This window comes from Moraxella sp. CTOTU47724 (genome assembly GCF_032014955.1).
In the GTDB taxonomy this organism is placed as follows: domain Bacteria; phylum Pseudomonadota; class Gammaproteobacteria; order Pseudomonadales; family Moraxellaceae; genus Faucicola; species Faucicola tetraodonis.
This window is the reverse complement of sequence record NZ_DALZSV010000024.1, coordinates 23,943-37,217: the sequence shown is the minus strand read 5'-3', so window position 1 is coordinate 37,217 and position 13,275 is coordinate 23,943. Positions and strand designations below refer to the sequence as shown.

Genomic DNA, 13,275 nt, shown 5'->3' with positions numbered 1-13,275 from the left:
TGCTGATAGCAAAATGTCGTTCATAAAACGGGTGACTTTACCAAGCCAGCTGTTTTCGGCAAATTCGGCAAGATAAATACCTGCCATGACACCAATCGGTGTGCCGACTACAAGCCCCAATCCTGTCACCATGATTGAGCCGATAATCGCATTGCGAAGACCACCGATTTCGTTTGGCGATGGGGTGTCTTGAGTAAAAATAGGCATGGTCAATAACGCATGCGAGCCTGATAAAAACAATTTGAATAAAATTAAGCCTAAGAAGGTCAAGCCAAATACAATGGACAAACCGGCAAATACCAGTCCTAGAGCATTGCTTAGACGGCGGCGTTTGTAAATGGCGTTATTACGATTCATGTTGGTAGTAGTCATAGTATTCCCCAGCGTCCTTATTTCGTACCCGCATTTTTATCCATACGACTGAGCATCAATTTTGAAATCACCAGTACAATAAAGGTAATGATAAATAGTAAGAAACCTAAGTGTAATAGCGATGATTGGTGCAAGCCTTCAGACTCTGCAAACTCATTTGCCAATGCCGAAGTGATTGACACCCCTGACTGGAACAAACTTGGACTGACGTTATAAGCGTTACCAATAACAAAGGTGACTGCCATCGTTTCACCCAATGCGCGACCCAATCCCAAAATGATACCACCCATCACACCGGCTTTGGTATAAGGCAACACCACGTATCGCATCACTTCCCAAGTGGTTGAACCCAAACCATAGGCAGATTCTTTAAGCATCTTTGGCGTAATGGAGAAAACATCACGCATGACCGATGCAATAAACGGGATAATCATGACTGCCAAAATCAAACTTGCGGTGAACAGACCAATACCCATCGGCGCACCTTGGAATAAACGACCCACATAAGGCACATCACCCAAATGGTCAATCAGCCAAGGCTGGATATGTTCTGAAAACCAAGGTGCAAATACGAAAAACCCCCACATACCATAGATAATTGAAGGGATACCCGCTAACAACTCAATGGCAATACCCAAAGGACGTTTTAAAAAATTGGGGCAAAGCTCTGTCAAAAACATGGCAATACCAAAACTTACAGGCACCGCAATCAAAATGGCAATGACAGAAGTCACCAACGTACCATAAATTGGTGCGAGTGCGCCGTATACATCCATCCCTGTATCCCAGTCTTTACTGGTATAAAAGTTAATGCCAAATGCTTTCATACTTGGCAATGCGCCAAGAAATAGTGAGATTAAGATACCACCTAACAACAACAGCACGATAAACGCAAAAAGACGAGTCGCGTTGACAAACAACCAGTCTAATTGTTTTTGCTTTGCGAGTTTTGCGTGTAAATCCGACATAAGAACCCAGCCATCAAAAAATAGTTTTAGTTTACTAATTCTATAAATTTAAAAAAAAACGTAGAGCATTAACTCGTTTATTGCTCTACGTATCGTTTGACATGCCTAACCCTGTTAACTGTTAACCATCATCATGAGATTATTTTGCCGCTGACGCAGTTGCTGTGGCAGCCTCTGAGCTAAATAGTGGCTTACCATCAGCCCCTACAACTTTTTTCCACTCTTCACGGAAGATAGCTTTGCTTTCTGCTGAGAATGGTACGAAGTCCAATGATTTTGCTAACTCATCACCGCTTGAATACGCCCAGTCAAAGAATTTAAGGGTATTTTTGACGTTTTCTGGGTTGGTTGGTTTAGTATGGACTAAGATGAATGTTGCCGCAGAGATTGGCCAGGCATTTGGGTCTGCTTGGTTAGTCAATACAATATTAAAGCCTGGTGTACCTTTCCAGTCTGCATTACCTGCAGCGGCAAAGCTTTCAGCCGATGGTTGTACAAAGTTGCCTGCTGCGTTTTTAAGCTGTGTATGCGACATTTTGTTTTGTTTTGCGTAAGCGTACTCAACATAACCGATTGAATTTTTGGCACGAGCGACGTTACTTGCCACGCCTTCGTTACCTTTACCACCTGCACCTGTCGCAGCGGTTGGCCATTTAATGGATTTGTCTACACCTGGCCCTGCTTTCCATTCTGGTGATACAGCGGCTAAGTAGCTTGCAAAGTTAAAGGTTGTACCTGAACCGTCAGAACGGAAAATCGTCGTGATTGGCGCATCTGGTAGTGTCACGCCTGCGTTTAATGCGGTAATCGCTGGGTCATTCCATTTAGTGATTTTACCCAAGTAGATATTGGCAAGGGTAGCACCGTCTAGTTTTAATTGACCAGGTGCAACACCATCGATGTTAACAACCGGTACAACACCACCGATAACGGTTGGGAACTGGATTAAACCGCTTTTATCCAACTCTTCTTTGCTTAAAGGCGCATCCGACGCACCAAAGTCAACAGTGTTTGCTTGGATTTGTTTGATACCACCTGATGAACCGATTGATTGGTAATTTACTTGACCGCCAGTGGCGTTCTTGAACTCACCTGCCCATTTAGCATAAATAGGTTGTGGGAAAGATGCGCCTGCACCTGTGATGGTAAATACGGCGTTTTTGTCGCTACCTGCAGTGCTTGATGTTGCTGAAGCACCCGCTGCTTGATTGTCTGCTTGTTTGTTACCACAAGCGGTTAATGCTAAGGTCGATGCTACGACAACACTTAATAATGAATAACGCATGGATAGCTCCTAAAAACGTTTTTTGAGTTTACAATGAAACTGCTTGAATGAAATAAATGTCACGAACGGTACAATTTAACTTTTCTGGTTATTTTCACTAGGATAGCTTAAAGATGATATAGCTCAATGCTGACCGACTTAACTGTCATGATAATAACCATAATTTGGTTTGTATAAAAATTGTGTATATGATTACAAAGAAATGTGACAGTATCATGACAATTTGATGACTCACCGATTGCGCACGGTATAAGTAGACTAGATAATTATATTTAACTCGCTTATCGATTCGCAAAGCCTTGAAATGCTTTGCGACTTTTAGTGGTGAATGGGAAAGAAGCGATTAACCATTTAACAACTTCTTAACTTAGTAGCTTAAGACTATAAAAACCAATGGCAGTCGCAATCAATGTTAAAAACACATGGATGCCAATCAAGGCGACACCTTGCACTACTTTGCCGGTATTCAACAAAGTAAACACTTCGGCACTAAACGTACTAAACGTTGTCAGTCCCCCCAAAAACCCGGTGGTGATAAACAGTCGTAAGTTTGGGTGCATCTTTTGGGTGAGTATCAAGGCAAATCCCATCAACAGCCCACCTAGTACATTGGCAAATAGTGTGCCATAGGGCAACCAAGGATGTACGCTGTTGATTCTGGCTAACCACCAGCGCAGCATTGCCCCCAATGCCGCCCCCAATCCTATCCATAGCCATGGCATCTTCAAGTCCTTGTGGTGGTTATGGGTTAGCTGGATTGACAGCAGGCAGCGTTGTCATATCCCAACGTGGCAAGCAGCTAACCGCTAGCTCATCCTGTTGACCTGCGTTCAAACGTTGCCACCCAGCGAAGGCAATCATGGCGCCATTGTCGGTACACAAGGCAGGCGGTGCATAATGCACAGTGGCATTGATTTTGGCTAATGCCTCAGCTAGCGATTCTCGTAGTTGTTGATTGGCACTCACCCCGCCTGCGATTACTAAGCGTCTCATGCCTGTTTGCTGCAAGGCTTTGATGCATTTTTTCACCAACGTATCAACCATCGCATATTGAAAACTTGCCGCAATATCGGCGCGCGTCTGGGCATGCTCAGGATTATGGCTATCGGTTGGATGGTCTTTAATCAAATTATGCACGGCGGTTTTCATACCACTAAAAGAAAAATCCAATCCTTTGCCCAACATCGGGCGCGGTAATTCATAGGCTAACGGATTGCCTGTTTGCGCCAAGCGGGCAATATTAGGTCCACCAGGATAAGGTAACTCTAGCATTTTAGCGGCTTTATCAAAGCACTCGCCTGCGGCATCATCAATCGACTCACCTAATATTTCATATTGCCCGATGCCTTTGACCGCCACCAACATGGTATGTCCACCTGACACCAACAACGCGACAAACGGAAAATCGGGCGGATTGGCGCCTAATAGCGGCGCGAGTAAGTGTCCTTCCATGTGATGTACGCCAATCGCAGGAATATCAAGCGCCATCGCCAAACTGCGGCCAAATAATGCCCCAGTCATCAACGCGCCCACCAGTCCAGGACCTTTGGTAAAGGCAATTGCATCGATATCGGTTTTTTTAAGTTGGCAGCCATCAAGCAGTTGCTGCAACAAGGGCACTAATTTACGGATGTGATCGCGGCTTGCAAGTTCAGGGACTACCCCGCCATACGTCGCATGTAGCGCGATTTGACTATATAGCACTTGCCCGACCAAACCTTGATTGGGTTGGTGACGTTGGTCACTATCAAAAATGGCTAATCCCGTTTCATCGCAGGATGTTTCCAGTCCTAGCACACGCATGGTATTTCCTTAAACGATAAATAAACGTCAACATACCGATGGCAACTTAGTTATTTTTTGCCATCATTGATAATTTTGACAGGAATGGTTAACCCTTTGGCAAAGGGCTCGGCAAAGACATAAGTGTATTGACTCGGGGCAATTTGCTGGGTGGTATGAATGACAAACGCGCTGTTTTTACCGGCTGTGAGTTCATGTGACACATAAGCAGTACCCAGCTGGTCGAGCACTTTAGATAAGACTTCATTGACTGCCATACCCACCGTTAAATTGTAGCGGGAGGTTTCATTATCCACATGATACATCTCAGCATACGCTTTGACAGGCTCGCTATCGATCGCAAACGGGTATTTAAAGCTAGCTTTATCGACTGGCTTAACGCCCGAATCCACCAATGCCCAGTTGATTTGTTTGGGCACACCGTTTTGGGCGGTTTGGGGAGATACGGTACTGGCGACAGCTACACTGGCAACGTGATGCGGACTTTGAACGCTAGCCACTGTGGCGCTTACTGTGGCACTTGCTGTGCTGTTTTGCGCTGGCTGCTCATCACTGGCAGGTTGACAAGCCGAGAGCAATACCCCACCCATCAGCAAACTTGATACTATAACTGCTTGTTTCACTGGCACGCCTCCAATACATCCAAACTTTTTGTCTAGCTTAGCCTAACTTAGCCTAGCTTAGGCAGTGACGCTCCCATTACTGACGGGCTGATAAGAAAGATGACGATTGATGCGTTTTTCTGCCAATCGAAACATCCCAATCAATAGCCAAGACAATAACAAATAAATGATACCTGAGGCAAAGAACAACTCAAAAACGGTATAAGTTTTTGACATAATCGTCGTTGCCACACCGGTGATATCCATCAAAGTGATGGTCGATGCCAGCGCACTGCCTTTGAGCATAAAAATCACTTCATTGCCATAAGCCGGCAGCATGATGCCAAAGGCACGAGGAAAAATAATTCGGCGCAATTTTTGGCTATACGACATGCCAATGGCGTCGGCAGCTTCATTCTCGCCTTTGGGGATGGACTTGATAGCACCGCGGATGATTTCTGCGGTATAAGCTGCTGTATTGAGGGTAAAAGCGATGATAGCGCACCAAAATGGACTCGCTAACACACCCGATTTCCACAGCACAGACTCGGTCACCCATTTAAATTGCGACAAGCCATAATAAATCAAAAAGATTTGCACCAGTAGCGGCGTACCCCGAAAAAAGAAAATATACGCAAACGGCAATGCCTGTACCCAAGGTTTTTTCGACAGCCTAGCCAAGGCTAGCGGCACTGCCAACATAAACCCCAATAAACCCGACAACACCACAAGCTCAATGGTGATAATACTACCTTGCAGCAGTTTTGGGATACTATCAATAATAATTTGCCAATTCCAGTTCATTGATGAATCCCCTATTTTGCCATGCCGATTTTTTGTAGGCGTTTTGCATAACGCTCTGCTGGGTTATTGACCCATTCTAGCCACATAATCATACCGGTGATGATGACGGTCAGACTCAAGTACAACAAGGCTGCTGCCATATAAAAAGTAAACGGGCTTTGCGTGGAAGTCGCTGCCGTTTTGGCGTGGCGCATGATATCTTCAAGCCCGACCACAGAAACCAACGCAGTATCTTTGAGCAGTACCAAAAACAAATTACCCAGTCCTGGCAGTGCAATACGCCACACTTGTGGCAACGTCACTCGCCAAAGGATTTGAAATTTTTTCATGCCAATCGCTTGCGCTGCTTCGGCTTGACCTTTTGGAATCTCTTGAAATGCCATACGAAAAGTTTCGGTCGCATACGCACCAAATGCCACAGACAGCGCCGTAACCCCCGCCCAGAACGGACTGACATCCACATATCCCGTATTGCCAAATTGCGATAGAATAAGCCCCATCAACATCGAGCCGCCAAAGTAAATAAACATGACTGACAGCAGTTCTGGAATACCACGGATAATGGTGGTGTAAGCGGTGGCGATGGCATTGAGCACTTTAAACCGTGACATCTTAGCGGTCGCGCCCAATAATCCCAAAATCAGCCCAATGACCAAACTAGTCAGTGCCAGTTTGATGGTGACCCAAGCACCACTTAATAATAGCTGCCCAAAACCTTGTAGATCTAACACAATATCGATACCCTGTCTTTTTAACTCTGTTTGTTGACCTATTACCCAAAAAATGCTTAAAACCCAGTTTTACCGTCACCCAGTTTCACCGTCACATAGACAAAAGGTGATAATGGATATGACCTTTCGCTTTGTTTTTTGCAGGGTGCAATTTTACGTGATTGCCCTATCAAAAACCATCAAAAAAAACAAAAAACTGAGTGACTTTTCACCCAGTTTTTGACTGAACCCAAGCGTTTGGTTAAGTTATTTGCTGGTACTTGCCACAGTCGTCGTGGTCGTTGTGGTACTAGAGACCGTAACTGCCACGCTGCTTGCTGCCGCCGTTGTGGTGGTTGCATTACCAAAATATTGGTTATAGATTTTGTCATACGTGCCATTTGATTTTAACGTGGCAATCGCTTTGTTAAATTCTAAACGCAGTGGGTCACCTTTACGAACGAGGATACCCATTTTGTCATTGACATCAATCTCTTTACCTTTGATTTCAAAGCCTTTACCTTCTGGCGTGGTCAGCCAATAAGCGGCAGGGGCTTTATCCGAAATCATCATATCTGAGCGCCCTGCTGCCAAGTCCATAAACGCATTGTCCAACCCTTCATACAGGTTTAGCTGGGCTTTTGGGTGATTTTTTTCCATCCACTGGGTTGATAGCGTTGAACGCTGTGCCGCAACTTTATGGCTGTCAATTTGGGCAGGGTCATCCGGATTGATTGGGCTACCTTGTTTGGTCAAAAACACCAACGTATTGGTAAAATAGGGGTCGGTAAAATCGACTTGCGCCTGACGTTCTGGGGTGATAGACATCGCATCAATTACCACGTCATATTTTTTTGCCATCAAGCCTGGCAATAAACCATCCCAATCTTGTGGCTTGATTTCACAGTTGGCTTTCATTTGTGCACATAAAGCTTGCATAAAATCCACATCAAAACCTGTCAAACTGCCATCCGCTTTGGTGATACTAAAGGGTTTATAAGTGCCTTCAGTGGCGATGCGAATGGTTTTGCCTGCCATACTGCTTGATGTCTCTGTGCTGCTACCCACCGTTGTAGAAGCGGCTGCGCTACCCGTCGTTGCCGCCGTTTTTTCTGCAGGTTTTTGACAACCCACTAGCGCTAGACCTGCCAATGCCAAACTACCCAATAATGAAATATTTGCTTTCACCTGATACTCCTAATTTTTAACGTCTAACACATGACAATTTTTGCTTGTGAGTTGTAAGAAAACGAACAGCTTAATCAGTTATTTAACGGCTTATTTCGGTAAATCTGCAAAATATTTTTGGCTGATTTTATCGTAAGTACCATTGGCTTTTAACGCCGCCAGTGCGGTGTTGAATTTGCCAATCAATGGATCATTTTGACGAAGGGCAATGGCAATTTTGTCATCAATATTGATCGGTTGACCTTTAACTTCAAAGCCTTGACCTTTGGCAGTTTTTAACCATGATAAAGCTGGGGCGCTGTCAGAAATCATCAAATCTGTGCGACCCGATTCTAGGTCAAGATAGGCATTATCTTGGGTGTCATACAGTTTTGGGGTGGCTTTTGGGAAGTTTTTGGCTAAGTACTCAGCGGCAGTTGTTGAACGCTGCGCGCCCACAGATTTGCCCGCTAGATCATCAGCGCCTTTGTCTACCCCTTTTTTGCCAATCACAACGAGGTTATTGGTAAAGTATGGGTCGCTAAATGCCACCACTTGGCGACGCTCTGCGGTGTCTGACATCCCCGCCATGATGGCATGGTATTTTTGTGCTTGTAGTCCTGGAATCAGACCATCCCAATCTTGGGAAATCACTTCACATTTGAGTTTGGCTTCACTACATAACGCATCTGCCAAATCAATCTCAAAGCCGATTAATTTGCCATTGGCATCTTTATAACTAAAGGGGACAAAGCTTGATTCGGTAGCGATACGAATCTGTGGCATATCTGCGTTTGCTGCGGTGGTTGCGCTACTTGCTGCTGCCGTGTCTGCCGGTTTTTCCGCAGGTTTTTGACAGGCGGTTACTCCCATCAAAATGGCTAACGACGATACACCCAAAACCGATAACTGTTTCATAACAACACCTTTTTGTCAAAATTTGAGGGTCACCCACATCTACTGTGTAAATCTTAAATCGCTCGATACAACGTCAATTAATTACCAAAATGTTGCTTTTGTAATTTTGCCAACTCGCCATTGCTTTGTAGTGCATCTAAGGCTTTGTCAAATTCTGCTTTTAGTGGATCGCCTTTACGAATGGCCATTGCGATGTTGTCACCATTATCCATCTCACTGCCGACGATTTGGTAGTTGCTGTTTTGTTTTAGCCATTCGCTAGCGGTTACTTTCTCAGACAGCACTGAATCGATACGACCTGATTTTAGGTCAATATAGGCGTTGTCATAGTTGTCATACAATTTGATTTCGTTGGTTTTGCTCAGTTTATCTTGAAGGTACTGTGCCATGGTGGTTGAGCGTTGACCGCCGATTTTTAGCCCTGAAATCGCTTGTGGGTTGAATTTGCCACCTTTGGCAGCGACCCAAACCATGGTGTTTTTAAAATAAGGCGTGGTGAAATCCACTTGCGCTGAACGCTCTGGGGTAATTGACATACCCGCGGCAACCGCGTCGTATTTTCTCGCCATCAAGCCTGGCAAAATACCGTCCCAATCTTGCGCTACGATTTCGCAGTCGAGTTTCGCTTGGGCACACACGGCTTTGGCAACATCCACGTCATAACCGCCTAACGTGCCATCGGCATTGGTGTAGTTAAATGGTTTGTAGGCGCCTTCAGTGGCAATACGAATTTTTTTGCCTGTGCTGGCACTGGCAGCGGGTTGGCTGGCGGCTGCACCTTCTGTTTTTTCAGCAGGTTTTTGACAGGCGGTTAATCCCATGCTAACTGCACATACCGTTGCCAAGGCGAGTTTTGAGTAGGTTGAATTCAAGGTTGATTGCATGGATGTTCCTTACAAATGAAATTTTTGAGTAAAAAGCGATTTAATATCAGGTTTCGCTTTCAGCGATTTCAATATTTAAAATCAATGCGACTAAAATAAATGCGAGTTTACAATTTAGTTAAAATTAACATAAATTAACATTTTTGCAAGTGAAAAACGTATGCAGCAACAATTAAATCAAATAAATTTTTTCTGATGCCTAAAACTACAAAACCGCCAATCGCATTGCGATTGACGGCTGATAGGCTGATTGGATTATTTTTGATGGCTTGCCATAAAGTCTTTCACCCGCGCTGATTTCGGATTGTCAAACACCTGCTCGGGTGTGCCTATTTCTTCGATACGTCCCTCATGCAAGAACACCACTTGGCTTGATACATCGCGCGCAAAACGCATTTCATGGGTGACAATCAGCATGGTGCGACCTTCTTCAGCAAGCGATTTCATCACCGCTAATACTTCATTGACCAATTCTGGGTCGAGGGCAGAGGTTGGCTCATCAAATAGCAATACTTGGGGCTTCATCGCTAGCGCACGAGCGATGGCGATACGCTGGCGTTGCCCACCCGATAAGTTTTCTGGGTAAGCATCTTTTTTATCCAGTAGTCCTACGCGTTTTAGTAGCACTTCGGCTTCACTGATGGCTTGGTCTTTGGCGATTTTTAGGACTTGGCTCGGCCCCTCAATGATGTTTTGCAAAATAGTCCGGTGTGGCCATAGGTTAAAGTTTTGGAACACAAAACCCATTTTTGAGCGAAACTGCTCAAGCTGACGCTGATTGGCGGCAACCAAATCCCCTGATTTATTCGGTTTTAGTACCAATGCTTCACTGCCCAGGAAAACCTCCCCTTGCGAGGGGTTTTCAAGCAGGTTGATACAGCGTAGCAAGGTGGATTTGCCCGAACCGCTGGAGCCCAGAATTGAGATGACATCGCCATCATAAGCGGTCAACGATACACCTTTTAATACTTCAAGCGATCCAAAGTTTTTGTGGATATTGTTAAGTTGCAAGGCTACAGGACGCTGTAAGTTTGGCATAGCATCTGACATGATATTCAATCCAAAATTTGACGATAGGTGGAAAAAAACTGTCTATTTTCGCTTAAAACGCTACTAAAACGCAACTTTTTCTCTCATTTAACTTTATTTTATGGCGCCGGTCTTTAGCGCTTGTTTTTAGATTGAGTCATAACCATTAATTTTTGTCTGTCAAAACTTTCTAAATTCCATTTTTGGATTGAAGTTGTTATGATGAAGCGATGATTATATTAGGGACTGACTATGCAAACCATGACTGATACCAAACATTATATGCAAACCGTGGGACAGCAAGCGCGCGCTGCTTCAGCAATTTTGGCAAAAGCAGACACCGCGCTCAAAAATAGCGCCCTACTCGCTATCTATGACGCCCTGCAACAAGCCAAATCACAGGTGTTGGCGGCCAATGCCACCGATATTCAAAACGGTCAACAAAAAGGACTGGATGACGCACTACTTGACCGATTGGCGCTCACCGATGCGCGTTTTGAAGGCATGTTACAAGGGCTAAAAGATGTCGCCATGTTACCTGACCCAATTGGCGAGGTCACTGATATGACCTTTCGTCCATCGGGTATTCAGCTAGGTAAAATGCGCGTGCCGCTGGGTGTGGTCGGGATGATTTATGAATCTCGCCCCAATGTGACCATTGAAGCTGCATCTTTGGCATTAAAATCTGGCAATGCGATTATCCTACGTGGGGGGTCAGAAGCGTTTTATTCTAACCAAGCATTGGCTGCGTGTGTCAAACAAGGTTTACAAGCAGTTGGTTTGCCAGAGGCCGCAGTGCAAGTGGTCGAAACCACCGACCGCGCGGCAGTGGGGGAACTCATTACCATGAATCGCTATGTCGATGTGATTGTGCCGCGAGGTGGTAAAAGCCTAATTGAGCGTATCAGTAATGAAGCGCGCGTCCCTGTCATCAAGCATCTAGATGGTAACTGCCATACCTTTGTCGATCGCGATGCAAACTTGACTATGGCAACCGCTATTTGCGTCAATGCCAAAACTCACCGCTACGGCACTTGTAATACTATGGAAACGCTGCTGATTGATAGCCAAATCGCTGCGCAAGCCTTGCCGCCAATCGCCAGCGCCATTGTCGCTGCAGACAGTGCCATGCAATTACGCGGCTGTCCAAAAACCTTAGCCATCTTGAGCGATACCGCTGAATTAACCGCTCATCTGTCAGCGGCGAGTGAAGCAGATTGGGATACCGAATATTTGGCGCCGATTTTGGCGATTAAAGTAGTCGCCGATATCGACGAAGCCATTGCTCATATCAATGCGCATGGCTCACACCATACCGATGCCATTATCACCGAAAACTACTCAAAATCGTTAACATTCATGCGTGAAGTTGATTCTAGTAGCGTGATGGTCAATGCATCAACCCGCTTTGCCGATGGATTTGAATATGGTTTGGGTGCAGAGATTGGGATTTCCACCGATAAAATCCATGCGCGCGGCCCCGTGGGTCTTGAAGGTTTAACATCGCAAAAATGGATTGTGTTTGGGCATGGGGAAATCAGACAGTGACAGCTAAAACTTTTGGTAATCAAATGAATTGTTTTCACAAACCCACTTTAATTATTGGTATTGACTTCCTCCCCTCCCTAAAGTGAGGGGATTCCTGCTCCCAGACGGTCAAGCCCGACCGCAAGAATGTTCTTACTGGCATTAATATCTCTATCATGCCGTGTGTCACACTTTACACAAGTCCATTCTCTTATTCGCAAACCTGCTCTACCGCTCAAGCTACTGGACATATCGCCACAGCACGAGCAAGTTTGGGTAGTGTATCGTTCATTCACGATTTCAAAACGGCAACCTGCGTTCTCGCATTTATAGGTCAGTTGCCTTTTGAGTTCAAACCAACCTGCATCGTAAACCGACTTGGCTAGTTTGCCTTTTTTACTGTTAAACTGGGTGGTTTTAACGTCACCAACCACGATTAGGGCATTGTCCTTGACTAATTGGGTGGTGAATTTATGTATCAGGTCTTGGCGTGTGTTTTTGATTTTGGCATGGATTGCCTTTACATGCTGTTTGTTTTTGGCACGTTGGGCGGTGGCTAAATCTTTGGCATATTTTAACGTTTGCTTAATGGTGAGTTTGTCACCGCTTGAGGTAGTGGCACTGTCTTTTAAGCCCAAATCTATGCCAACGCTACCAGTTCCACAAGTGGTTTTAGGGTAGTCTTTAACGATGATACACGCATACCAACGGTTACGGCTGTCTTGCACAATCTCGCAGGTGTTGATTTGGTAAAGCGATAGGTTGTAGCTGTCCCATAGGTCGATGATGAGTTTCTGCCCTTTGGCTAGACTTAGTTGCAGGGTTGATTTTAAGCCCTTTTTGCCTGTTTGGTGAGTGGCAATATGCTTAATAGCCGATTGTTTAAACGGTAGCCAGCCAAGCGATTTACGCTTGGCATTGGGGTTATTGGTTCGCCAGTTGAGTTTAGCCTTTTTGAATTGCTTACGGCTTTTAGCATGGGTTTCATTGATGGCTTGAATGGTTTGAGAGTGCAAGCCCAGTAATTCACCGCTACCTTTGGTGTATTCGTTCAAATCATAAGCTGAAAAGAATTTGCCTGTTTTTTGTAGATGTTTGTAACTCAAGTCATTGACGTAGTTCCATACGAAATTGACTGAACCGCTTAACTTATTAAGCTTTGCTGTATGTTTATCTCGTATGCGTAGCTTGAGTGTTTTCATGGGG

14 protein-coding genes are annotated in these 13,275 nt (G+C 44.9%); 1 reads left to right on the top strand and 13 read right to left on the bottom strand.

The genetic code is table 11. The features are described from left to right. The 12 genes from RTR63_RS06700 to RTR63_RS06645 form a co-directional block, all read right to left on the bottom strand. Positions 1 to 372, bottom strand: a 372-nt coding sequence (locus RTR63_RS06700) for an ABC transporter permease family protein (protein WP_472796585.1), incomplete at its 3' end; no start/stop codon positions are given. 17 nt (positions 373 to 389) lie between these two features. After that, the gene (pstC, locus tag RTR63_RS06695; protein WP_036593090.1) at positions 390 to 1,340 is read right to left on the bottom strand and encodes a phosphate ABC transporter permease subunit PstC; all 951 of its coding nucleotides are present in this window, start codon (positions 1,338 to 1,340) and stop codon (positions 390 to 392) included. Positions 1,341 to 1,479: 139 nt separating this feature from the next. Next, entirely contained in the window at positions 1,480 to 2,625 is a 1,146-nt protein-coding gene (pstS, locus tag RTR63_RS06690; RefSeq protein WP_312523370.1) for a phosphate ABC transporter substrate-binding protein PstS, read from the bottom strand. A 362-nt stretch (positions 2,626 to 2,987) separates the two neighbouring features. Next, complete coding sequence (gene crcB / locus RTR63_RS06685) at positions 2,988 to 3,347, bottom strand: fluoride efflux transporter CrcB (protein WP_060995487.1); 360 nt, start codon at positions 3,345 to 3,347, stop codon at positions 2,988 to 2,990. Between the two features lie 19 nt (positions 3,348 to 3,366). Further along, positions 3,367 to 4,428 (bottom strand): tRNA (adenosine(37)-N6)-threonylcarbamoyltransferase complex transferase subunit TsaD, encoded by a 1,062-nt coding sequence (tsaD, locus tag RTR63_RS06680; RefSeq protein ID WP_060995488.1) that lies wholly within the window; start codon positions 4,426 to 4,428, stop codon positions 3,367 to 3,369. Positions 4,429 to 4,478: 50 nt separating this feature from the next. Beyond that, positions 4,479 to 5,051, bottom strand: a complete 573-nt coding sequence (locus RTR63_RS06675; protein ID WP_312523369.1) for a hypothetical protein — start codon at positions 5,049 to 5,051, stop codon at positions 4,479 to 4,481. Between the two features lie 57 nt (positions 5,052 to 5,108). Beyond that, positions 5,109 to 5,834 carry an ABC transporter permease gene (locus RTR63_RS06670; RefSeq protein WP_050324747.1) on the bottom strand — a complete coding sequence of 242 codons (726 nt, stop codon included), beginning with the start codon at positions 5,832 to 5,834 and terminating at the stop codon, positions 5,109 to 5,111. Between the two features lie 11 nt (positions 5,835 to 5,845). After that, positions 5,846 to 6,565, bottom strand: coding sequence for an ABC transporter permease (locus RTR63_RS06665; RefSeq protein WP_060995490.1), 720 nt, complete (start codon positions 6,563 to 6,565; stop codon positions 5,846 to 5,848). Between the two features lie 246 nt (positions 6,566 to 6,811). Further along, a complete protein-coding gene (locus RTR63_RS06660; protein WP_312523368.1) occupies positions 6,812 to 7,732 on the bottom strand; it encodes a transporter substrate-binding domain-containing protein in 921 nt (306 codons plus the stop codon). Positions 7,733 to 7,822: 90 nt separating this feature from the next. Continuing rightward, complete coding sequence (locus RTR63_RS06655; protein WP_312523366.1) at positions 7,823 to 8,629, bottom strand: ABC transporter substrate-binding protein; 807 nt, start codon at positions 8,627 to 8,629, stop codon at positions 7,823 to 7,825. 77 nt (positions 8,630 to 8,706) lie between these two features. Further along, on the bottom strand, positions 8,707 to 9,513 hold the full coding sequence (locus RTR63_RS06650) for a transporter substrate-binding domain-containing protein (RefSeq protein ID WP_050324744.1): 807 nt from the start codon (positions 9,511 to 9,513) through the stop codon (positions 8,707 to 8,709). A gap of 255 nt (positions 9,514 to 9,768) precedes the next feature. Beyond that, positions 9,769 to 10,563 (bottom strand): ABC transporter ATP-binding protein, encoded by a 795-nt coding sequence (locus tag RTR63_RS06645; RefSeq protein ID WP_312523364.1) that lies wholly within the window; start codon positions 10,561 to 10,563, stop codon positions 9,769 to 9,771. Between the two features lie 231 nt (positions 10,564 to 10,794). Here RTR63_RS06645 and RTR63_RS06640 point away from each other — a divergent pair, with 231 nt between their 5' ends. Continuing rightward, positions 10,795 to 12,090 carry a glutamate-5-semialdehyde dehydrogenase gene (locus RTR63_RS06640; protein WP_409418204.1) on the top strand — a complete coding sequence of 432 codons (1,296 nt, stop codon included), beginning with the start codon at positions 10,795 to 10,797 and terminating at the stop codon, positions 12,088 to 12,090. 77 nt (positions 12,091 to 12,167) lie between these two features. Here RTR63_RS06640 and RTR63_RS06635 read toward each other — a convergent pair whose 3' ends face one another. Continuing rightward, a complete protein-coding gene (locus tag RTR63_RS06635; protein WP_095355910.1) occupies positions 12,168 to 13,271 on the bottom strand; it encodes an RNA-guided endonuclease InsQ/TnpB family protein in 1,104 nt (367 codons plus the stop codon). Positions 13,272 to 13,275: the final 4 nt, after the last annotated feature.

Coding starts and splice junctions, on each gene's coding strand:
- pstC (WP_036593090.1), bottom strand. CDS start 1,340: ATGTCGGATTTACACGCAAAACTCGCAAAGCAAAAACAATTAGACTGG.
- pstS (WP_312523370.1), bottom strand. CDS start 2,625: ATGCGTTATTCATTATTAAGTGTTGTCGTAGCATCGACCTTAGCATTA.
- crcB (WP_060995487.1), bottom strand. CDS start 3,347: ATGCCATGGCTATGGATAGGATTGGGGGCGGCATTGGGGGCAATGCTG.
- tsaD (WP_060995488.1), bottom strand. CDS start 4,428: ATGCGTGTGCTAGGACTGGAAACATCCTGCGATGAAACGGGATTAGCC.
- RTR63_RS06670 (WP_050324747.1), bottom strand. CDS start 5,834: ATGAACTGGAATTGGCAAATTATTATTGATAGTATCCCAAAACTGCTG.
- RTR63_RS06655 (WP_312523366.1), bottom strand. CDS start 8,629: ATGAAACAGTTATCGGTTTTGGGTGTATCGTCGTTAGCCATTTTGATG.
- RTR63_RS06650 (WP_050324744.1), bottom strand. CDS start 9,513: ATGCAATCAACCTTGAATTCAACCTACTCAAAACTCGCCTTGGCAACG.
- RTR63_RS06645 (WP_312523364.1), bottom strand. CDS start 10,563: ATGTCAGATGCTATGCCAAACTTACAGCGTCCTGTAGCCTTGCAACTT.
- RTR63_RS06640 (WP_409418204.1), top strand. CDS start 10,795: ATGCAAACCATGACTGATACCAAACATTATATGCAAACCGTGGGACAG.
- RTR63_RS06635 (WP_095355910.1), bottom strand. CDS start 13,271: ATGAAAACACTCAAGCTACGCATACGAGATAAACATACAGCAAAGCTT.